At 42.5% G+C, this 21,688-nt stretch carries 18 protein-coding genes and 3 pseudogenes; 10 read left to right on the top strand and 11 right to left on the bottom strand.

Going from position 1 to position 21,688, the window contains the following annotated elements; all coding sequences use genetic code 11:
• The 3 genes from DXA15_RS00355 to DXA15_RS00345 form a co-directional block, all read right to left on the bottom strand.
• Positions 1-1,854, bottom strand: a complete 1,854-nt coding sequence (locus tag DXA15_RS00355) for a 2-oxoacid:acceptor oxidoreductase subunit alpha (protein ID WP_048313986.1) — start codon at positions 1,852-1,854, stop codon at positions 1-3.
• An 87-nt stretch (positions 1,855-1,941) separates the two neighbouring features.
• On the bottom strand, positions 1,942-3,153 hold the full coding sequence (locus tag DXA15_RS00350) for an alanine dehydrogenase (protein ID WP_046145730.1): 1,212 nt from the start codon (positions 3,151-3,153) through the stop codon (positions 1,942-1,944).
• Positions 3,154-3,199: 46 nt separating this feature from the next.
• Entirely contained in the window at positions 3,200-3,721 is a 522-nt protein-coding gene (locus tag DXA15_RS00345; RefSeq protein ID WP_010801356.1) for a shikimate kinase, read from the bottom strand.
• 113 nt (positions 3,722-3,834) lie between these two features.
• On the opposite strand from DXA15_RS00345, the gene DXA15_RS00340 reads away from it, so the two are divergent.
• Complete coding sequence (locus DXA15_RS00340; protein ID WP_009860689.1) at positions 3,835-4,470, top strand: viroplasmin family protein; 636 nt, start codon at positions 3,835-3,837, stop codon at positions 4,468-4,470.
• A 27-nt stretch (positions 4,471-4,497) separates the two neighbouring features.
• Here the strand turns inward: DXA15_RS00340 and DXA15_RS00335 are convergent, their stop codons facing one another.
• Positions 4,498-5,265 (bottom strand): hypothetical protein, encoded by a 768-nt coding sequence (locus tag DXA15_RS00335; protein WP_232312399.1) that lies wholly within the window; start codon positions 5,263-5,265, stop codon positions 4,498-4,500.
• A 116-nt stretch (positions 5,266-5,381) separates the two neighbouring features.
• Positions 5,382-6,674, bottom strand: coding sequence for a nucleotide sugar dehydrogenase (locus tag DXA15_RS00330; RefSeq protein WP_046145732.1), 1,293 nt, complete (start codon positions 6,672-6,674; stop codon positions 5,382-5,384).
• A gap of 209 nt (positions 6,675-6,883) precedes the next feature.
• Between DXA15_RS00330 and DXA15_RS25645 the strand changes: the two genes are divergently transcribed.
• The 4 genes and pseudogenes from DXA15_RS25645 to DXA15_RS00310 all read left to right on the top strand — a co-directional run bounded on the left by DXA15_RS25645 (position 6,884) and on the right by DXA15_RS00310 (position 10,400).
• Positions 6,884-7,351 carry a glycosyltransferase gene (locus DXA15_RS25645; RefSeq protein ID WP_233566589.1) on the top strand — a complete coding sequence of 156 codons (468 nt, stop codon included), beginning with the start codon at positions 6,884-6,886 and terminating at the stop codon, positions 7,349-7,351.
• A 237-nt stretch (positions 7,352-7,588) separates the two neighbouring features.
• Entirely contained in the window at positions 7,589-8,374 is a 786-nt protein-coding gene (locus DXA15_RS00320) for a polysaccharide deacetylase family protein (protein ID WP_046145734.1), read from the top strand.
• Positions 8,358-9,574 (top strand): annotated as a pseudogene (locus DXA15_RS27815) (glycosyltransferase family 87 protein). Before DXA15_RS00320 ends, DXA15_RS27815 begins: the two are co-directional and overlap by 17 nt.
• A 58-nt stretch (positions 9,575-9,632) precedes the next feature.
• On the top strand, positions 9,633-10,400 hold the full coding sequence (locus DXA15_RS00310) for a DUF5672 family protein (RefSeq protein ID WP_046145735.1): 768 nt from the start codon (positions 9,633-9,635) through the stop codon (positions 10,398-10,400).
• Between the two features lie 51 nt (positions 10,401-10,451).
• On the opposite strand, the gene DXA15_RS00305 is transcribed toward DXA15_RS00310, so the two are convergent.
• Positions 10,452-11,150 carry a glycosyltransferase family 32 protein gene (locus DXA15_RS00305; protein WP_128132746.1) on the bottom strand — a complete coding sequence of 233 codons (699 nt, stop codon included), beginning with the start codon at positions 11,148-11,150 and terminating at the stop codon, positions 10,452-10,454.
• Between the two features lie 222 nt (positions 11,151-11,372).
• On the opposite strand from DXA15_RS00305, the gene DXA15_RS00300 reads away from it, so the two are divergent.
• Together DXA15_RS00300 and DXA15_RS00295 are read left to right on the top strand one after the other, a co-directional pair.
• Complete coding sequence (locus tag DXA15_RS00300; protein ID WP_009860681.1) at positions 11,373-12,245, top strand: FkbM family methyltransferase; 873 nt, start codon at positions 11,373-11,375, stop codon at positions 12,243-12,245.
• Between the two features lie 13 nt (positions 12,246-12,258).
• On the top strand, positions 12,259-13,020 hold the full coding sequence (locus DXA15_RS00295; protein ID WP_009860680.1) for a glycosyltransferase: 762 nt from the start codon (positions 12,259-12,261) through the stop codon (positions 13,018-13,020).
• Here the strand turns inward: DXA15_RS00295 and DXA15_RS00290 are convergent.
• The 4 genes and pseudogenes from DXA15_RS00290 to DXA15_RS00275 all read right to left on the bottom strand — a co-directional run bounded on the left by DXA15_RS00290 (position 13,008) and on the right by DXA15_RS00275 (position 16,362).
• A complete protein-coding gene (locus DXA15_RS00290) occupies positions 13,008-13,562 on the bottom strand; it encodes a lipopolysaccharide kinase InaA family protein (protein WP_128132745.1) in 555 nt (184 codons plus the stop codon). The genes DXA15_RS00295 and DXA15_RS00290 overlap by 13 nt on opposite strands.
• Positions 13,559-13,924 (bottom strand): hypothetical protein, encoded by a 366-nt coding sequence (locus DXA15_RS00285; protein WP_128132744.1) that lies wholly within the window; start codon positions 13,922-13,924, stop codon positions 13,559-13,561. The genes DXA15_RS00290 and DXA15_RS00285 overlap by 4 nt, the downstream gene beginning before the upstream one ends.
• A pseudogene (locus DXA15_RS00280) lies at positions 13,921-14,951 on the bottom strand (glycosyltransferase family 9 protein). The gene DXA15_RS00285 and the pseudogene DXA15_RS00280 overlap by 4 nt, the downstream one beginning before the upstream one ends.
• A gap of 805 nt (positions 14,952-15,756) precedes the next feature.
• A complete protein-coding gene (locus DXA15_RS00275) occupies positions 15,757-16,362 on the bottom strand; it encodes a DUF4254 domain-containing protein (protein WP_046145740.1) in 606 nt (201 codons plus the stop codon).
• A gap of 149 nt (positions 16,363-16,511) precedes the next feature.
• Between DXA15_RS00275 and pdxB the strand changes: the two are divergent.
• Together pdxB and DXA15_RS00265 are read left to right on the top strand one after the other, a co-directional pair.
• Positions 16,512-17,613: pseudogene (pdxB, locus tag DXA15_RS00270) on the top strand (4-phosphoerythronate dehydrogenase PdxB).
• Positions 17,614-17,635: 22 nt separating this feature from the next.
• Positions 17,636-18,835, top strand: coding sequence for an MFS transporter (locus tag DXA15_RS00265; protein WP_128132743.1), 1,200 nt, complete (start codon positions 17,636-17,638; stop codon positions 18,833-18,835).
• A gap of 8 nt (positions 18,836-18,843) precedes the next feature.
• On the opposite strand, the gene DXA15_RS00260 is transcribed toward DXA15_RS00265, so the two are convergent.
• Complete coding sequence (locus DXA15_RS00260) at positions 18,844-20,085, bottom strand: glycosyltransferase (RefSeq protein WP_128132742.1); 1,242 nt, start codon at positions 20,083-20,085, stop codon at positions 18,844-18,846.
• 413 nt (positions 20,086-20,498) lie between these two features.
• On the opposite strand from DXA15_RS00260, the gene DXA15_RS00255 reads away from it, so the two are divergent.
• Positions 20,499-21,677: a DUF4925 domain-containing protein gene (locus DXA15_RS00255; RefSeq protein WP_128132741.1), complete on the top strand. Its 1,179-nt coding sequence runs from the start codon at positions 20,499-20,501 to the stop codon at positions 21,675-21,677.
• The last annotated feature ends 11 nt before the right edge of the window (positions 21,678-21,688 follow it).

Raw genomic sequence — 21,688 nt, 5'->3', positions numbered from 1 at the left:
TTAAGCCTCCAATATTTTAGTGAATTCCTCAACTAATCTCGCAACAACGAAAGGCTGTCCTTTCACGCGGTTGAATCTGTACGGATTGAATCCGGGAACTTTACCACGCAGGTAGTTGGCAAACTGTCCGTTATTCTGTTCAGCAACAACCACTTTCTTATATTTGGAAAGTACCTCTGCCGTATTCTTCGGAAGCGGACTGATAAATTTGAAGTGGGCCAAAGCCACTTTCTTGCCTTGTTCATGCATTGTTTCCATTGCTTCATACAGATGACCGTATGTACCGCCCCAGCCTACCAGCAACAGGTCGGCATCGGGATCTCCGAGCACTTCCAGTTCCGGGATAAAATCAGCAATTTTGTCGATCTTTGCCTGGCGGGTGGTAACCATCTTCTGATGGTTGATAGGATCGGTCGAGATAGCACTTGTATCGTAATCTTTCTCCAGACCACCCAAACGGTGTGCAAATCCTTCCATACCCGGGATAGCCCAGTAACGAACCTGTGTATCTTTATCACGACGATATGCCTTCCAGGGCTTTTCTCCCTGATAGTTGGACACGTAGTTCGGTTTGATTTCCGGATAGTTGTCCAGATCAGGTAATTTCCAGGCAGACGAACCGTTTGCAATGAAAGCATCCGTCATCAGGATAACCGGAGTCATATGTTCTACAGCCAGCTTACCAGCCCAGTAAGCTGCATCGAAACAGTCTGTCGGAGTAGAAGCGGCAATCACTACCAGCGGACTTTCACCGTTACGTCCGTAAAGCGCCTGCATCAGGTCGGTCTGCTCACTCTTTGTCGGCATACCTGTTGATGGACCTCCACGCTGTACGTCGATGATAACCAGCGGCAATTCTGCTATTACAGCCAGACCGATCGCTTCACTCTTCAACGCCAAACCCGGACCGGAAGTCGATGTAGCAGCCAGACAACCGGCAAAACTACCACCGATAGCCGTACAAATACCGGCAATTTCATCTTCAGCCTGAACGGTAATTACGCCCAAATCTTTCCGTTTAGATAATTCATGCAAAATATCAGTCGCCGGAGTAATAGGATAACTACCCAGGAAAAGTTGCAGGCCGGCTTTTTCGGCAGCAGCAATCAGACCGTAGGAAGTAGCCTTATTTCCATTTACATCCGTATAGAATCCCGGTTCAGCTTTCTTACTTTCAATACGATAAGTAGAAACTGACGCATGGATATTGTGACCATAGTTATAACCGTCTGTCAACGCCTTGATATTAGCCTGTGCGATCACCGGCTTCTTGGCGAATTTATTCTGAAGCATGTTCATGGCTTCTTCCAGAGGACGGTCAAACAACCAGCAAACAAGGCCCAGGGCAAACATATTCTTTGAACGGAGCGCAGACTTGTTATCCAAGCCAAACTCTGCCAAACCGTCTTTCACCATCGTAGAGATCGGGGCAGCGACAACCTGCACACTGTTCAGACCCAGTTCTTTGAACGGATCGTCCGTTGTGTACAAAGCCTTATCCAGATCACTCTTCTTGAATGAATCGGTATCGATAATAACAATTGCATTTGGTTTGATATGCTTCACATTCACTTTCAGAGCGGCGGGATTCATAGCGACTAAAACGTCCGCCTTATCACCAGGAGTAAAAATTTTACGTGATCCCAGATGCACCTGGAATCCTGATACACCACTCAGTGTTCCCTGAGGAGCACGTACTTCCGCCGGATAGTCGGGAAATGTAGAAATCTCATTTCCAAAAATAGCCGACAGATTAGAAAAGATCGTTCCGGTTAACTGCATACCGTCTCCGGAGTCACCCGAAAAACGGATCACAACCTTCTCCAACGTTGTTACTTTTGTTTGTTCTGCCATAATTATTTATATTAGCTTAATCGCTTGTTTGTAGTTAGATTTCCGCAAAGTAAAGAATAAACTTGGCTAGTTCAAAACTTTTGAGGCTTAAAAAGCAGAAAGATATAGATCCAGGTTATTTGATGATAAATTAAAATGATTAGACACGTAATTGTTTACAGGTTTCCCACAATACATGTAAACACCTGAACGAAAGCCATCATCCGACTTTATCATATTCTGGACTGTCCCGGCATCTCCCAAAGCAAGAAAGATGGGTACAAATATATTACTGAAAGCCATCGAGGTGGTACGTGCCACCCGATTACTTATATTAGGTATACAATAATGTAATACACCGTATTGCTCAAAAACGGTCGGATCGGATTTAGCCAGACAGCAGGTTGTCTCGAAACAACCACCCTGACTGATACGCAGATCAATCACCAGAGAACCCCGTTTCATAGTCCTGACCAATTCTTCCGCAATCACATAACGGTAACGTGTATTGATATACCGCATAGCTCCGATCACTACATCCGCCGTACGGAAAGCATTATGCAATACATTCGGATGAAAAGTCGAAGTAAACAAACCTTGCCCCAATACTTGCTGAATCGTGCGCAGCTTGTTGATATCATCATCGAAAACCTTAACGGATGCACCTAGCGCCAAAGCAGCACGGGCAGCCACGGTTCCTGCATTTCCTGCACCGACGATCACAATCTCAGTCGGTGACACTCCGGGGATTCCTCCCAGCAAAATACCTTTTCCTCCCTGGGTATTACTCAGCAATTCGGAAGCAATGGTAATAGAAGCTGTCCCTTCTATCTCTGAAATAACATTCAGGATAGGACACCTTTTCTGATCGTCCGACATCAGTTCATAAGCGATTGCCGTAATGCGTTTGGCCATCATCAGTTCAAAAGCGTCCTGAGCAAACAGATTGAGTTGCACCATGGAAAAGACAGTAGAACGAGGTTTCATCAACAGGATTTCCTGAGGTAGAGGAGGAAGTATCTTCAAAATAATATCCGCCTGAAAAACTTCCGCCGGAGTAGCGACAATCTCGGCACCAGCCTCGGAATAGTGATTATCGGAGTAATTGATCCCCAACCCGGCACCCGACTCTACCAATACACGATGTCCGCGATCGGTCAACATGTCAACAGCCTCAGGAGTAAGCGCAAGCCGCTTTTCCCCCTCTTTCCGTTCACAAGGGATACCAATCAGTAAACGATTACCTACCTTATTCAATTCCTTCAACAGTTCCTGTGTAATATATGAACCCTGAAGCTGTTTGTCTCCTGTTGCTTCCATAATACGATTCCACGGCCGGCAATTCCTAACTGCCTTACATTATATATTATACTATTTTTTCCAATGCTTCCGAAATCTCATGCACATCCGTTTCCGTCAACATCACTTCGGCATCAAACACGATTGAAGCTTTCATATAATGGGGAGTTCTTTTCTCCAGGCTTTCGGCAATAAATGCAACCAACTCATCACCGGAACGTCCTTTCAGTACGGGGCGAGTCGATTTACAGATTTCAAGACGTTTAGCCAACTCTTCCACCGACACCTTCAGATAAACGGTTGAGCCTGTTTCGTTCATAAACTCCATATTGTCAAAAAAGCAGGGAGCACCACCGCCAGTAGAGATCAGTACATCTTCAAACATGGCCACTTCGTGGAGCATCCGCCGTTCAATATCACGGAAAGCCGCCTCCCCTTTTTCAGCAAATATCTGCCCGACCGTTCTATGGTAGCGGGCTTCTATGTAACAGTCCAGGTCAATAAAAGAAAGCCCCATTCGTTTGGCCAGGTCTTTGCCGACCGTCGTCTTTCCGGCTCCCATATAACCTATCAAAAAAATACGCTTCATCTCGTATATGATTGTTTACCGCAAATGTAAAGTTTTTTTTCTTCATTACTTTTCTTTCAATAGAAAAGTAACAAAATATTACCTTTGCAAATCATATCCGAAGAATATAGAAGATGGCGAAGAACAAATATTATGTCGTGTGGAAAGGACTTAACCCAGGTGTTTACGACAACTGGGCAGAGTGTAAAATGCAGGTGGAAGGACAAGAAGGAGCGAAATACAAATCGTTCGAAACCCGCGAAGAGGCCGTTGAAGCCTTTGAGAAAGGATATACGCATTACCTGAAAACTGCTTCGTCAGCCAAAGCTGCCGCCAATCTGGCACCGAAAGCACCTGTCGGAAAACCGATCAACGAAAGCCTGGCGGTAGATGCCGCCTGTAGCGGAAATCCGGGGGATATGGAATACCGGGGTGTTTACACAGCCACCGGACAAGAGATTTTCCATATCGGACCTTTGAAAAAAGGGACAAACAACGTCGGCGAGTTTCTGGCACTCGTTCATGGTCTGGCACTGTTAAAGCAGAAAGGAAGCAACCTGCCTATTTATTCGGATAGCCGTAATGCGATCAGTTGGGTCAAAAAGAAGAAATGCAAGACTCTGCTGGAACGTGAACCTGTCAACGAGCAAATCTTCGATCTGATCGAACGTGCCGAGAAATGGCTGAATACAAACACCTATACTACAACGATCCTGAAATGGGAGACTTCGGTGTGGGGGGAAATTCCGGCTGATTTCGGACGGAAATAACAGAAAAATCCTCCTTCAAGATGGTTTTCAGAAACAGCGGATATAGGCCAACGAAAAACTATCGTAAAGATAATCTTGTATACCGTGTTTATAACCGAAAGAGATAATGTTCTTTTTTATCTCATAATTGAGTTTTGAGCGGACAATCATCGGTTTGTCCCCGTCTCCTCTGTACCCCTTTATGCCTGTATAGTCACAATTCAATGTAAAACCACGATAAGTAGCCTGTGCCCCTATCGCATATGTCAAAGCATCATTCTGCCGATGTATCAGATCGTTCGTCATCCAGCAGTAAAAACCGGCCATTCCCTGTAAACGGACAGAGGCATTTTTTTCCGGATTCTGCCACAACGTCCGTCCAATATTACAATCGAACCAATAAGCAGCCGCATCTGTATAACGGGCATCACACAAACGTCCCCCACTGGCTGTTCTCAGAGTTGCATTTACCACGATATCCACCCATTTCTCACTTTTCAGCACCTGATAATGGCAACTCAATATAAAATCCCCATGACAAGGGATCGGAGATTTCACATCGACAGCATTACGCTCGTCACGCACTTCCGGTGATGTTTCGTACCATTCCTGAATCACCCCGTAAAGCGATACACCGGCACGTCCTTTGGCTATAGGGATATACAAACGGGCAAAAACGTCTTTCGTCTTATCCCCGGTCATTTTATGATATTCACCTCTTAATTCGACCTCCCAGCGCGGAGATAACTTCCCGCCCATCAATTCCGGAAAAGGGAAAGCATTCGCACCAAAATAACGGGGAGAATACTTTAACAAGGGTATTTTATCCCTCCAATCTGCATTGGCAGGAAAGATTGTAAAAAAGCTACAGCAAAAAACAAGGAGGGAAAAAAGTATGTTTGTTTTCATTCTATAATGTTGTGGATTTATATTTACAACCGATCGTCCACCCATTCCGGATTCAGACAACCTTTTACATCATATACTACGTGATTTTCACTGACAAGCGACGGGATGTCAAGTTCCAGAAATTCTTTATGAGCCACAGCCAGTACAATCACATCATACTTCCTGCCTTCGGATAAAGACCCGGTCAACTCTATTCCGTATTCATCCCGGACTTCTTCCGCACGAGCCCAAGGATCATACACAGAGACATTGATGCCGTAATCTTTCAATACACGGACAACATCCCCTACTTTTGTATTCCTCACATCCGGACAATTTTCCTTGAAGGTAAAACCCAACACCAGCACTTCCGCATTCTTAACCGGTACATCCTTTTTAATCATACATTTCACCACACGGTTGGCTATGTATTCGCCCATCGTATCATTGATACGACGCCCATACAGGATCAGGCCGGGATGATATCCGTAATCCTGCGCTTTCCGGATCAGGTAATAAGGGTCGACACCAATGCAGTGACCTCCAACCAACCCCGGTCTGAACGGCAGAAAGTTCCATTTCGTTCCGGCAGCAGCCAACACTTCGTTTGTATCTATATCCAACAGATGGAAAATTTTAGACAACTCGTTTACAAAAGCAATATTAATATCCCTCTGCGTATTTTCAATCACTTTAGATGCTTCTGCCACGCGGATACTGGATACCGGAAATGTTCCGGCAGTAATTACAGAACGGTATAGCGCATCTACCTTCTCCGCCGCATCCGGTGTGGAGCCGGAGGTTACTTTCATAATTTTCTCTACCGTATGTTCCTTATCCCCCGGATTGATACGCTCAGGAGAATAACCGGCAAAAAAGTCTTCATTATATACCAATCCTGAAGTCTTTGCAAGAATCGGAACGCATTCCTCTTCTGTAATGCCCGGACAAACAGTTGATTCATAGATAACAATATCCCCTTTTGATAATGCACGCCCAACTGTTTCACTGGCCTTATATAAAGGTGTCAAATCCGGACTATGATGACTATCTACAGGAGTAGGCACAGCTACTATAAAATAATTACATGACTGAAGATCAGAAGGAGCAGATGTAAAATAGAGCCCTGTTTCATCAAATTCCGGTAAGTGAGACAATAAAACAGATTTCAGTTTTCCGTCAGAGACTTCCATCGTTATATCCTGCCCTTTCTTTAAGGCCTCAACCCGATCCTGCTTAATGTCGAAACCAACAACCGGATATCTGGTTGCGAACAAATGCGCTAACGGTAACCCGACATATCCCAGGCCAATAATTGCAACCTTTATATTTTCCATTTATTTTATTCTTCTTTTCCGTTCTGAAATGATAGGCAAAGATACAACTTATTTCTGTATATTTATTTATACGCCAACACTGTAAACGTCTGTCAATATCCGTACAAATTAGTTTAAACATCAATACAAGTAATTTAATATCATATCTTTGCATCAGATATTTACGTAGAGCATCTGTTTACCTATAGAGTTGATTAAAGAAATAGAAGATGAATTGCAGAGCTGATATTGATCTTATTTTACCTTGCTATAACCCACCTTCCGGCTGGGAGCAAAAGGTTATCAGGAAATTCAAAGAGATACAATCCTTGTTTAATCCTGTAAATTTTCACTTGCTTATTGTTAGTGACGGTTCTAAACGCGGATACGAACCGGAAGTAGTTGCCGCATTAAAAAACGGAATCCCCGGAGTCCAAGTAATTGACTATCGTCCCAACAGAGGGAAAGGATACGCTCTGCGTGAAGCTGTGCGGCATTGTCAATCGGAATATATCATATATACCGACTATGACTTCCCCTACACAGATAGTTCTTTCAGACAGGTAATCAACACATTACTCAACGGAGCAGATATCGTTGTTGCCATAAGGGACAGGAATTACCAAAAAATTTACCGCCTTTCCGGAGATTTCTTTCCGAATCGTCCCATTTATGCAACGCAGTTTTCCTTCGTTTAAAAATACGTGATACTCAAGGCGGACTCAAAGGATTCAACCGCTCAGGCAAAACGATTTTTTTATCAACAAAAGTTAATAGCTTCTTGTTTGATACTGAGTTCATATACAAGGCTCAACGGAAAAAAATGAACATACAGGCCGTACAGTCACGTATCAGGGATGGCTTGACAGTATCCGACATGGGATTCAAAGTGCTAAAACGTGAAATGGTAAACTTTTTTTCAATTTTACTCAGCAATGATCTTACTCAGTTTTGATATTGAAGAATTCGATGTTCCCCTGGAACATGGGATAGAAGTGCCATTTGAACAACAAATGGCTGTGTCTATCGAAGGGACCAGAAAGATATTGGCTTGCCTTAAAAGACACCAGATACATGCCACTTTCTTCTGCACGGCCAATTTCGCTGCTCACGCTCCCGAAATCATCGAGAACATCCTACAGGACGGTCATGAGATCGCCTCACACGGATACTATCATTCTTCATTTGAAATGGAAGATTTGAAACGCTCCCGCGAATTTCTTGAGCAACAAACCGGGCAGCCTGTAAAAGGATTCCGTATGGCACGTATGATGCCGATCGATGAAAAAGAAATAAAAAAAGCAGGATATACATATAATTCTTCATTAAACCCGACATGTATTCCAGGAAGATACAACCACCTGGATAAACCCCGCACGTGGTTTTACAAAGATGACGTCCTGCAACTTCCTGCATCTGTTTCTCCTGTTTTCCGTTTTCCTCTATTCTGGCTGGCCTACCATAACCTCCCGGCTAAAGTCTATCGGTGGTTATTTCAGAGAACGTTGAAACACGATGGCTACATTGTTACTTATTTTCACCCCTGGGAATTTACCAATCTGAAAAAATGGAATTTACCATTTATCATAACCAATCATTCGGGAGAAGGTATGATAAAACGATTGGACGATTTGATATCCTTCTCTATAAAAAAGGACTATACTTTTATGACCTTTTCTTCATTTCAACAAAACATAATACAAAATGGGAATAGTAAGTAGCAGACCTCAAATAAACAGTAAACTCAAATTTGTAACCTCCTTTCTACATAATCCTAAACTGAAAGAAAACAAAACGATTCTTGCGATATGGCTGGTTACAGCAGCAATTACAGTCATAGCCAAGTTGATTATCGGAAAGTTCAACAATTACAAGATATTTGAAGGTGTTTACAATCACGCGATACACGGACTCACATTATACGGTCCTTATCCTGAAGAATATGGCGACGTCAATCTTTACGGAATCATATTCAGTTTTATCATTTCACCTTTTGCCATTCTCCCCCAGTGGTTGGGAATGATATTATGGGTAATGGCCAATACAGCCCTGCTATTTTACGCCATACAGCAACTGCCCCTGTCAAAAAACCAAAAAGCGATAATATGCTGGACTGCTTATATCGAATTGATAACAGCCCAGTTAGTCCAGCAATTCAATATATCTGTCGCTGCCTTTATCCTGTTGGCCTTTGCTTTATCGAAAAGAAAAAAGATTTTTGGGCAGCATTTGTCATATTGCTCGGTACATTTGTAAAAATATATTCAATTGTCGGACTGGCTTTCTTCTTTTTCTCAAAACACAAGATAAAATTCTTACTATCTTGTTTATTCTGGACGATCCTTTTATTCATATTCCCGATTCCTTTCTTTGGATTGGAATATACGATGAGCCAGTATCAGGATTGGTTTATTGCCATCACTGAGAAAAACTCACATAATATGTTCGCCATTTCACAGAATGTATCTTTACTGGGATTAGTCAGGAGGGTATCCGGAAATCCCGATTACAGCGACTTATGGCTGATAGTTCCCGGACTCATTTTATTTTTTATTCCATATCTGCGTATCAGGCAATACAAAAGTCTCTCTTTCCGTTTCCTGCTACTAGCCAATGTACTGCTTTTCACAGTCTTGTTCAGTTCCGGAAGCGAGGCTAGTTCTTATGTAACGGCCATGCTCGGAGTTGGTATCTGGTATGTCAACTCACCTGCTTCAAATAAAAAACTGAACTATTGGTTGCTTATACTAACCATTATCGTCGTCGCTATTTCTACAACGGAATTAACACCTCCCTTTTTCCGAAGGGCTATAGTTCATCCATATGTAGTAAAGTCATGGTTCTGTATTCTGGTCTGGTTAAAGATTTGTTATGAAATGATTTTTCTTACATTCGATCAGAAATCACTCAACCATGATTAGATCAAATTATTTAGTTTTAGTTATCTTTGGACGCAATAACAAGTTATAGTAGTAAATTGTGGAGTTAGTAAAAGTAATCATACCCATCTATAAAAATACGTTCACTGCGACGGAAAAACGTTCGTTGATGCAGGCATACGATATTTTAAAGGCTTATCCGCTGGTTGTAATAAAGCCCGAGTCTTTGGACCTTTCAGAACTACAGGCTGAATTTCCCAGATTGACATTTACGTCATTCGATGATGCTTATTTTAAAGGGATCAGTGGTTACAACCGGTTAATGCTTGCTTCCGTTTTTTACGAACGGTTCCTTGACAGCACTTATATACTGATCTACCAACTGGATGCCTTTGTTTTCCGGGATGAGTTAAAGGAATGGTGCAGCAAAGGCTATGATTACATCGGTGCTCCCTGGCTGCAAAAACCGGTATATCGCTTTCCCATTATCTCCACCATTATGCATCTGGCACATATCTACCACCGGCAAAAAGGAGAGCCATCCAAACAAGACCTCTACAACAAAATCGGGAACGGAGGATTATCATTACGCAAAACCGACAGCCACTACCGGGTAACCCGCGAACAGGCAGACCGTATCAATTTCTACCTGGCGCAAGACCGGCATCACCTCTATAATGAAGACGTGTTCTGGGCAACAGAAGCAACAGGGTTCATTTATCCGGAAGCTATGGAAGCAATCCGATTCGCCTTCGATAAATATCCGGCTTACTGTTATAAGCTGACAGGCGGACAGTTACCTTTCGGATGCCATTCATGGTATAAACGGAAAATGAAAAAGTTCTGGCAACCGATTATCCACTTTTAGATATTCCAAGCCGATAAGAGTCTTTTCAGACTCTCCGTATCCAATTTTTTTCTACCGTTTGAATAATGCAAAACGAACCACAAGGCATATATGCTTTAAAAATCGCTCAATTTTTCTACCGAAGCGACGTTTTCGCCAACTGCCATACACCTGATGGCAGGCAAAAGCCTCAGGATATCTGATTGTTTTACACGGAGAAACGTAGCAACTTGGATAGATAATTATATCATCTCCCAAACGCTGCTCGACATCTTCCCTCTTATATCCTTTTTTCTCAGCAATCATCGTCATAATCTTGGGTGAGATCAACATATCGAAAGCTCCGTCAGGCAATAGAAAATGACGTTGGTTGTAATATTCAAAAACCTCCTTACAATAAGCATTTCCCTGTTCTCCAATCAGGAAAGCAGCCTGTAAAAAAAGCGTACCCCACAGCTCATTAAACGTTGCAAAACCATGCTGAGGTATAAAAGAGTCGAAGCGTTTCTCTACAAGCATATCGCTATCCATGTATATTCCTCCCTCTTTATAAATCGCATAAAAACGTACAGCATCTGCCGCAAAAGCCCATTTCTTAGCATGCAATGCCTCCACTATAAAATCGCAGCCAATAGCCATCGCATCAGCATACGTCCAGCGCCTTACCGTATAATCCGGCAATATTCGTTTCCAACTTGCCAAACAGATTTTTATTTCAACAGGAAAAGGATCATCACTAAACCAGCACAAATGAATTACTTTCGGAATCATACATATATAGTTTATAATATGAAAAGAATGCCTATCTCTTCTCTCTTTTACCCCACAAAGGTAGAGAATGGATTCTTAGCTGCAAAATATTCAGTAAGAATATGCATGCCTTCCAACCTACCATACAAAAGAAAATCATTATCTTTGTCCGGATATTATGTACAGACAGAATTCATCTCATTCCAAGAATAAATATAATAAACCTATCAAAACAGATCAATCATGTTCGCTTTATCTTCTTTTTACAAATGTCGGATTTTACCCCACGGCCTCCGCAGAAAATTATTCAGAAAAGTCATCCTGTCTTATTTCGATTCTCTTCCGCAAAATTCATTATCCAATGAGCAGAAAGAAGCAATCGGATACTTAAGATCACATCCTATAACAACATTTCTTTCATCATTTACGGAGCAGTACAAAGCGAAAGACATTCAGGTTTTCACGGATGACGACTCTCAGCTAAAATACGTCCTGCACGAAGAGAAAAGACTTTATTTCAAACGTAAATGGTCCGTAAAGCGGATACAGCGTGCCTACAACGCCCTGCAAGCAGAACAAGACATAGCTTCTCCTCACCGTTATACCGATGGAAATTTCAATGTTAAAGACAATGATATTCTATCAGATATCGGAGCTGCGGAAGGGAACTTTTCGCTCAGTGTAATAGATAAAGTACAACATGTTTATCTTTTTGAAACAGATAACGACTGGATAGAGGCTCTGGAAAAAACATTTGAACCCTGGAAAGAGAAAGTATCCATTATTCACAAATTTGTCGGAAATAAAGATACCGATACCTGCATAACTCTCGATTCGTTTTTCTCTGACGACTCCTCTGTGAATTTTATAAAAGCCGATGTTGAAGGAGCAGAACGAGATCTATTGTACGGGGCAAAACGTCTGATAAATGAAAATAAATCCATGCAAATTGCGTTATGTACTTATCACCGGCATGATGATGAAGTTGTATTAACGGACATATTGCAGGGTAACGGATTCAAAACAAGTTTTTCAAAAGGCTACATGATCTACACACACAATCATGACATGCAGCCCCCTTATTTACGCAGAGGATTAATCAGAGCATCTAAATAAATTATTACTCTATATGCTAAAGAAACTGACTACAGCCATCGCGAATTATTATTATTTCCTCAAAGGAAAGATAATACCATCCCACATATCAAACGGGAAGGACATCCCTATTATCATCAATAACTTCAACCGGTTGACAACACTCATCCAATTGACGGACAGTCTGACTTCAAGAGGATATACGCGTATTTATATATTGGATAACGCTTCAACCTACCCGCCTCTGCTGGAATATTACCAGACATGCCCCTTTACCGTATTCCGGCTTAAAGAGAACCTCGGATTCAAGGCTTTGTGGAAATCAGAGTTGAAGAAGAAATTTTGTAATGACTATTATATCTATACGGATTCAGATGTCATCCCCATAGCTGATTGTCCGGACGATTTCATCGATTATTTCCTGAAAGAACTGAAAGCGCATCCGTTTGCCCGCAAAATCGGTTTTTCATTACGGATCGATAATCTGCCGGATCAGTACGAGCATAAGCAAAAAGTAATTGACTGGGAAAAACAATACTATGCCCGTCCGACCGAAAACGGTTTATTCCGGGCTCCCATCGATACGACTTTCGCCCTTTACCGACCGCATGTCGGACTGAGCAGAAGCCGGTCGGTTGAGGCATACCGCACGGCATACCCTTATCAGGCTGAACATAAGCCATGGTATAACGATTCTAAAAATCTGTCGGAAGAAGAATCATATTATATCAGCCACTGCTCACAGATAACAGGCTGGACCTCCCAATCACAAAAAAAAGAGGATCAATCCTCCTGAGAGCTTTCAGGAAAGACTTTACGGAAATCAAACGGCAATATGCAAGAGGTATAAATCCGGATACGTTTTTTATGGAAACGATCTCGCACAGCCTTCGTGAAAAGAGGACAATGACTGAACAGATTCGCCATGACGTACTGGAAATAAGGTTGGGTAAACCAATTTCCACCCTCTTTCCTCCAGGCTTTACATGCCAGATGGGAAGCGTACTTTTTATAAACACGATCACTGTATTGATTAGTCTGCCGTACAAAAGAGTCCTCATCCAACCCGCGAATCCGTGCATATTCACAGGTGACACATGACAATGCTTCACGGGAAATGGCCAACCGTGAAAAGTTCCTGATCGCATCCTGTACTGTTATTTTCTTAAATTGCATCCGGTTGATATCTACCAGAGTGAAACGAAAAGTTTCCTGTTCCTTATAATACAGGATATTTCCCGGTGATAAATCTATATGAAAAATTCCAGCCTGATGCAGACTGGCTATAAAAACACCTAATGCAGTCAACAAGGTTTTATCCTTCAGCTGTCCGTTCATGTATTCCCGGATATCGGAGCTCCGCTATACGCAGAAACACTATAGCTATGATTCAACAGGCCATGTTTATATTCTTCTATGTATCCAAGAGGTTCCGGCGTGTTGCTCCCCCGCTTCAATATCTCGAAAGCATATTCATACGAACGCCTGGCCTTTGATTTCCGGAATAACGTATAAACAACCCGATTGACAAAGAACGGGACCTTGAAACTCTTCACCACCAGTTCACATCCTTCGATATTAAACCGCTTCAACACGTTTCGTCCCTCATATATCGTGATTCCTTCCGTCTCAAAACGGTCGGATAAATGACAAAAAAAATCTGCCAGGAAAGGATATGCCGGATTCGTTACTACTTTCATTTCTGCAAGGTGGAATTTATCTTATCCACAATCATCTCCGGCGTAATCTGTGTCATGCACGCCCAATCCCCCCGGAAACAAGGCTTCTGGCCGAAGACTGAACAGGGACGACAAGGAAGATCGAGTTGAACGGCATTTTTCGGGTCCTGATGATAACCGTAAAATCCGGCATAGGGATGCGTTGCTCCCCAGACCGAAATCACTTTTGTATCGACCAGAGAAGCGAAATGCATATTGGCTGAGTCCATACAAAGCAATACGTCCAACCGGCTGATCAAGCAAGTTCGTTATCCAGCGAATAACGGCCGACGACACTTTTTACACGCGGATACTGGAATGCCCATTGCTCCAAAACAGCTTCTTCATAACCACGACCTCCCAACAGAAAGATCGTATAATCTTCATTTTCCGACAAGCGAGCGACAACCTGTTCCATATCGTCCACCGGATAGATTTTTCCGCGATGCTTGGCAAACGGGGCAATTCCAATCCATTTACCGGTCTTTGTTCCGGCCACGGCTTCCATAGCCGACAAATCGGCCGGCTTCGATTCATAAAGGGATGTGAAAGTTTCCGTATAGTTCAGACCGGCAGCACGGAACACATCGGCATAGCGTTCTATCACCGGACGCAAGGGTTTCAGTTCCTTATGATTACGCTCGGTCAGCCGTTTCCGTTCCTTCCTTGCCTTATCCACAACATAAACCTTTTTCCCTTTTATCCGGAACATACCTCGGATAATCATGGTACGGATCACATTATGCAAATCCAATACGACATCATACTCATACTTGACCAACGCAGAGGCAAACCGGAGCAATCCGCCCAATGTCTTTTCTGCCGCCTTCGTATTGATACCGATCACGTCCACATTTGCCGGACGGTTCATAAAAACAGGTATCAGGAAAGCCTGCGTAAGTACAGTAAACGTATGTTGGGGGTTTGCTTTGGCGGCAGAGTAGATCACTGGAACCGTCATAGCAACATCGCCAATAGCAGAAAGTCTTATAACAAGTATTTTTGCCATGTAATGAATTTAATACATTTTCATGATTCGTAACTTCTATCAATACTGTTCACAAAGATATAAATTATTTCCGGAATAAGTTATCTGAATTCATTACATGTCGTTGTCATATTGTCACAGCAATCGTTGTTACGACAGGATATCGTCGTATTTATCAAAATGTCAAATTACCCCTATCAGCAATAAGCTGTATGTAGTCCTGACCAGACACAGCACCTTTTATCTCACCCAGGAGAAGATAGCAAATATCCTTATTCAGACTTTCACTGCACAAATACATCCTTTTGATCTATCAATAGTCAATATTCATAAATGATGATATAAAAGACTAAATGAATATATGAATTAGATATTTAAACCCAATACAACTTTTCGCTTCATCTGGAATTTAAATCTGCTGTACAGCATAGTTTTTAAAGGGGAAAAGGCTCATCAAAAAAGTTTCACCGACTGAATTTAACAAATATTTCGTCTTAAATAAACCCTCATCTCATTTAAAATGAAAAAAATTCGTTTTAAACGAGATGACAATTTATTTAAAACGGTGATTGGAAATTCATATAAATAGACACGATGTTAAATATTGTATACTAGACTCTCCTATTTCAATTATCCTGACAAACATTACAATCACAGCAACTGCCTAAAACAAGACAATAAGATATATTATTCCTAAAAACAACATCAATTTGCCATCAAGACCATTCAGTATAATTCGCTTTAGCGACAGAGAAAATCATCGAAACCAGGCAAAATACCCCATGCAGAGAGTCGCATAATAAGTATTTTGCCATTTCATTCCGTTTTATTTTTTCCCGTACAACACAGGGTTTAATGCCGGGTCATTGTACATTTTCATTTGTTTATACACCTTCATGTACTTACGTCCTGCTTTTATATCAGCCAGTAGCTGGTCCAAAGCCGTTGACAGGTCAACCTTCTGTTCCAGCAACACGTTCAGCTTTTCTTCACATTTCGCTTTATGCTCGGGAGTTGCATCGGGACGGTTAGCCTCTTCGGCCATATGATAAATCTTCAATGTCAGGATAGACAACCGGTCGACCGCCCATGCCGGACTTTCCGTATTGATCGTCGCATCCGGCAATACTTTCACTTCTTTGTATTTATCCAGAAAGAAACTGTCGATCAATTCCACCAAGTCGGTACGGTCCTGATTAGACTTGTCTATACGACGTTTGATAGCCACTGCCTCCACCGGATCAATTGCCGGATTACGGATGATATCTTCCAGATGCCACTGTACAGCATCAATCCAGTTTTTCAAATAAAGATAAAACTCTATACTTTTTACCTCATACGGATTATGCATGGTTGCATCCACATCATCAGAAACATGATACGCTTTCGTAGCCTGTTCAAATATCCGGTAACACTGTTCGCTGAAATTCATAAATAATCGTTTTGCTTTCTGTAAATACTGTTGACAAAGGTAGAAAATCTTTTTCGATAATCTATCAATGGATATTCTGATTTCAAGTCATCACCAACCGGTCTATTCCGCAAATAATCTCTATCTTTGCCCTGCAAAAAGCATATAAAATGAAAATAGTAGCTGACAACACGGTCCCATACCTGAAAGGCGTAGCGAACCAATCGCAGAAATAAAATACCTCAACTCAAACGAGTTTACTCCTTCAACCATCCACGACGCAGATGCTCTCATTGTACGAAGCATCGACAAATGTACACGCGAATTGCTCCAAGGTAGCCGTGTCAAACTGATCACCACAGCGACTATCGGCTTCGATCATATCGACATAAAATATTGTGATGAAGCAGGTATCACCTGGAAAAATGCTCCTGGCTGCAATGCTGTCTCGGTTGCACAATACGTATTGGCTTCACTTATCACGATAGCCCTTCGCAGAGGAGAAACGCTTCAAGGAAAAACGATCGGGATAGTCGGTGTAGGGCATGTCGGGAAAGAACTGGAAAAACTGTGTACGGCTTACGGTTTACATATCTTGCGTAATGACCCGCCACGAGCAGAAGAAGAGGGAGCAGCAGGATTCGTTTCGCTGGATACGATCGCAGAAGAAGCTGATATCATCACCTTCCATACACCGTTGACAAAAGAAGGACCTTTTGCAACCCGTCACCTTGCCAACGAAGTTTTTTCAACAAAACACGAAAAAAGCCTTGGTTTGTAAATGCTTCAAGAGGAGCTGTACACGATACGACGGCATTGATAAAAGCACTGAAATCAGGAAAAATCAGCGAAGCAGTGATAGATTGCTGGGAAAACGAACCGGCGATCGACCGGGAACTGTTAAGTCTTACAGCCGTTGCCACTCCCCATATTGCCGGATTCTCCGCTGATGGCAAAGCCAACGGGACTCGTACCTGCCTGGAAAATATCGAACGTTTCTTCGGTGTGAAAATAGAGAAATTAAGAGAAGTTATGCCGCCAGAGCCTGCCGACCCTGTTATCGATCTGGCCGGAGTGACGGAATACCGTATCGAACACGCAATACTTAAAAGTTTTAGTCCGCTTGCTGTAGACAGAGCACTGAGGGAAACGCCGGAAAAGTTCGAATGGTTCCGGACAAATTATCATCACCCCCGGGAGTTTGCCGCTTATACGGTAAAGAATGCGACAACAGAAGAGCGGGCACTTTTTGATAAGTTAGGTTTCAAATAATACCATTCTACTATTCACTGCAATGGCTAAAGACAAGTTATTATCACTCGGTTTTTGCTACATATTAACGGCTAATTTTCTGCTGTTTTTTGCATTTTACCTGATACTGCCAATCCTGCCCTTCTATTTACAGGAACGGTTTATGACAGATAAGTCGATGATCGGATTTATTCTGTCCTGTTATACGATAGCCTGTCTTTGTATCCGTCCGTTTTCCGGATATCTGCTGGATACCTTTGCCCGTCGCCCGTTATATCTGTTGGCGTATGCCATATTCATGGTTATCTTCGCCGGATATATGATTGCCAGCGTGTTGAGTATTTTCATTGTGCTGCGTATTCTTCACGGATTCGCATTCGGGATGGTCACGGTATCGGGTAATACGATCGTGATTGACATTCTTCCTTCTTCACGCCGTGGTGAAGGGATCGGATATTATGGGATGGCGAATAATCTGGCGATGAGTTTCGGTCCGATGATCGGATTGTTCATGCATAACAGTTTCAGTTATGAAGTGATTTTCAGTTGCTCGCTGGTTTCCTGCTTCTTGGGATTTATCATGGCTTATCTGGTTAAAACGCCTTACAAGCAACCGGTAAAGAAAGAACCGATTTCGCTCGACCGCTTTTTCCTGGTCAAAGGAACTTGGGCTGGAATTTCACTGCTAATGCTTTCCATTCCTTACGGGATGACAACCACCTATGTGGCAATGTATGCCGACGAGATCGGTATATCTGTCAATTCGGGACTTTATTTCACCTTTATGGCGATCGGACTCGCAACTTCCAGGCTGTTTTCCGGCCGGCAGGTAGATAAAGGGCGTATCACACTGGTTATTACATTGGGGATGTATCTGGCATGTGCCAGTTTCTTTGCGCTCGCTTCCCTCGATGCATTGATGAAATGGAATCCGACGTTCACTTCCTATTTATATATAGCCATCGCTTTATCACAAGGTGTTGCTTTCGGAACCATGTTCCCGGCATTCAACACCCTGTTTGTCAATCTGGCACCCAACAGCCAGCGCGGAACGGCAACTTCCACCTACCTCACTAGCTGGGATGTCGGTATCGGAATCGGATTAATGATCGGCGGAAGTATCGCACAGGAATTCGGCGGATTCAACCACGCTTATCTGTTTGGAGCCTGCCTGACAGTTTTATCCACTTTCTTTTTTATCTTCAAGGCTGGACCGCATTTCAACAAGAACAAACTGCGGTAAAAAACGGGTTATCGTGCCAAAGATTCTATATAATTACAGATGTTTTCGATTCCTTTTTCACTTTCAATTTGCTCACTGAGCATCGCCGCATTCTTTTTATATTCGGGATTGCTGATCAGGTCACTCATTTTTTGCTCCAGTTCACTTTCCGATACCTTTGCGATCTTCACTCTTTCCGGACCGACTCCGAGTACCTGGACCCGATACCCCCAATAAGGCTGATCCAGAAGTAAAGGAGTGATCAGCTGAGGTTTCCCGGCACGTGCCACACTATGCGTCGTTCCGCTTCCTCCATGATGAATCACAGCGTCACAATGAGGGAAAATCAGATGATGCGGAATCGGCTTTTGCATCAGGAACAGTTGTTCATTCCCCTGCAACGTCTCTCCGGTCTTTGCCCAACCTGAACCAACCACCAGCCGGTATTGCTTCCGTTTGCAGATACGGGCCAGCATACCGCAAAAGCGCTCCCGGTCGTTCGATGTACAACTACCTAACGTAAAAAAGAGAACCGGTGTCTGTTCCTTTTTGATAAATGCCATCAATTCCTGATAAGCCTCTTCATCATATTCAAAGGTATCATTGAAACAATACCCGCCTATATTCCAGCGAAAACGTTTGTCCCAGACGGGATCGGTATGTCCCAGGTAACGGCTGTATAATAAGAAGTTATCGCTGTTCTTTCCGGCATCCTCCCCAAAGTTACTGATTGGAGCCAACCCGTATTTCCGACGATTCTTATTTATCGTATCCTTCACCATATAGTTGGATACCCGGTTCATCATCAGCCAAAGCAATTTAGGTGCAATGAACGGATTGGGTTTCGGATAAGGAAAAGCAGGAGGAGGCATTTTCTCGCCCGGAAGAAAAGGCGCAAAAGAAGTGCGGACGAACGGCTTCTTGCAATACGCGGCAATCCCCGTAGCGGCAAATTCAGTATTAGCAGCTACAAGAACATCGTTCTGTTCCAAAAGCGGAATTACCTGCACAAACTGTTTGTCTATCGCATCGCGCGTCCACTCGACAATCCTTTTGAAACTCTGTTTATTCTCGGCTGCGTCGGCCATCATCCCGCCAATATTATCAAAATCCTGCAAAACGACTTTTACAGGATATTTCTTTGCCATTTCCTCAAAAACATGGGGAATATTTACCGTCACCTCATGACCCCGTTTAACCAACTCGCGGGCTACAGCCAGATAAGGCAGTACATCGCCTTGCGATCCTCTTGTTACAAGCAGTATTTTCATTCTTCAATATTTTACACGTAGTTTTTTCATCACAAATCAGACTTCTTTGCCTTCTTTGCCATCCGGGAGACATTGTTCTTTTACCTCACAAGCCTCACTTACCTTTTTATCTGCTATCTTCCTTTTAAAAAGCATCCGGACCAAAAAGGCTAAAAATCCTAACAATATACTCATTAACATAATGAGAACAAAGAAAGGAGATATAAACATATCCGTCAATGTCTATTTTTCACATTCGATATTCTATTATTAATAATGTCATTTTACCATACACTAATATACAGATAGTTATTATACCACCAAAAGGTCAATTCTTAATAATGGAATATTGATTCTGAAATATAGCTATTGTTTGGTACAAAGTTATATCAGTACTTTGTATCATCAAAATTAAACAATAAAAAGAAAAGTAAATGAACAAGTATTTATTGCGCAACTTTCTTTATGTTATCTGCATGGTCCCTTTCCTGTTTGCCTGCGATGACAATGATGATGATGGCGGTTCCGAATTAAACGGAATCTATTCCAATAAGTTGAGCACACCGGAAGGTGGCAATACACTGAACCTGACTTACAGTGGACGTGAGTTCATCGGTAAGGATGTCTCTTTCAAACTAACCGATAACAATGCGGCAACCATTACACTGCATTACGTCCTCCCCGGGGAAGCCACAACATTGCTGGAGAACGTAACAGTTACTTCCGGAAGCAACAGTTACTCTTTTTCAGGAAACGGAACCGGAAACAACGGCACTACTTTTGCTTATAAAGGAAATGTTGAAAAAGGCAAAATGACACTCGATCTGACCGATGTAAAAATAGCATCGAACCAACTGACTTCAAATGGAACATGGTATCCGGTGCAAGGTGGGGAATCTACTGAAACAGACCCTGTTTTGGGAGAATATACTTTGATGCGCCATGCCTTTCATATGGTAACTGATAATGCTCTTCTGGGACAGGTAATTCCCATACTGGAGCCTATTGCAGGAAACCTGATCTGCTGGTTTATCAATGAAGTCTCTTTCAATCCGGATGGAAATATCACAGCCCGCTACGCCACCATGCCGGAAGGCAAAGCTATTGGAGACTTGATAAATACTCCCCCGAACAGAAAAGAGAGCGAATGGCTCACTTCGCCGATCAATCTGGCTTCTTATTATGTAAAAGACGACTCAGAACTTTATATAGTCCCCAACATTGATATGATTCTTTACCAGATTCAACAGAATAAGACTAAGGCAGACGGCGGCCTCGATGCTTCCGTTATCGCGGCCATTTACCAGCAGCTTAATAAATGGAGTACTACCGGTATCCGGATGAATATCCGCAAAAATTCGGAAGCCCCTTACAGCAGCATGGGCAAACAAATCGCTTATAAGGGAGATATATTCCTGTATCTGGATAAAGATGAAATTGCAGCTTTCCTTCCGCTGTTACCCTTAATAAAAGATCTTCTTCCGGAAGAAATAATTGGCGGACCGATGGGACCGATGATAACATCTTTGCTTGAAATGCTTTCCAGTAGCCTGCAACAAACAAAAACACTGGAACTAGGCATGATGCTAAGCAAACAAAAGGAGATACAATAATAAATAAAGAG

The sequence above is a fragment of the Parabacteroides sp. AM58-2XD genome (assembly GCF_003463685.1).
GTDB classification, from domain to species: domain Bacteria; phylum Bacteroidota; class Bacteroidia; order Bacteroidales; family Tannerellaceae; genus Parabacteroides; species Parabacteroides segnis.
The sequence above is the reverse complement of the archived record's forward strand: the minus strand, read 5'-3'. Positions and strand labels throughout refer to the sequence as shown.